The organism is Priestia sp. P5_B4, assembly GCF_056400385.1.
The window spans coordinates 1-878 of sequence record NZ_JBFULJ010001221.1; the positions used below are offsets into that span (position 1 = coordinate 1).

Here is an 878-nt window from a genome sequence, read left to right on the forward strand (position 1 = left end):
TTATACGATGTTTTATTGCCGATTTGGCTCGTCCTCATTTATAATGTTTTGGTTAAATGTAAAAATATACATATTTCCTTCCGAGATCATCCATACTTTATTGACAAAGGAAAATTAATCATGGTATATTATCTTTAATTAAAGATATTCAAATTAAAGATAAATAATAAATGATAAACTAGACGATTTATCCGGAGGAATGTAGAATGAACCACTTAAAAGGAATACACCACGTAACGGCTATTACAAGCAGTGCAGAAAAGAATTATGAATTTTTCACATATGTGTTAGGCATGCGCTTAGTTAAAAAAACGGTCAATCAAGATGATATTCAAACGTATCATTTGTTTTTTGCAGATGATAAAGGCAGCGCCGGAACGGACATGACTTTTTTTGATTTTCCAGGTATTCCAAAAGGTTTTCACGGAACAAATGAAATTTCAAAAACATCTTTCCGCGTTCCAAATGATGCGGCTTTAGACTATTGGGTAAAGCGCTTTGATCGCTTAGAAGTAAATCATACKGGGATTCAAGAGCTATTTGKGAAAAAGACGCTTTCGTTTGTTGATTTTGATGATCAGCAGTATCAGTTAATTTCCGATGAAGGAAATCAAGGAGTTGAATCAGGCACTCCTTGGCAAAAAGGCCCTGTCCCTCTTCAATACGCTATTACAGGACTTGGTCCTATCTTTATTCGTATTGCCGAGTTTAATTACTTTAAAGAAATGATGGGAAAAGTCCTTTTATTTAAAGAGATTGCTCAAGAAGGAGACCTTCACCTATTCGAAGTAGGAGAAGGAGGAAACGGTGCGCAAGTAGTAGTAGAACAAAATGAAAAACTTCCGCAGGCTCAGCAAGGTTTTGGAACTGTTCATCAC

General features: G+C 35.6%; 1 protein-coding gene. It reads left to right on the plus strand.

Annotated features, from left to right (window positions below; all coding sequences use genetic code 11):
* Window positions 1-206: 206 nt before the first annotated feature.
* The coding region (locus AC1DRF_RS30070) for a VOC family protein (protein WP_477742581.1) at window positions 207-878 on the plus strand (672 nt) is incomplete at its 3' end.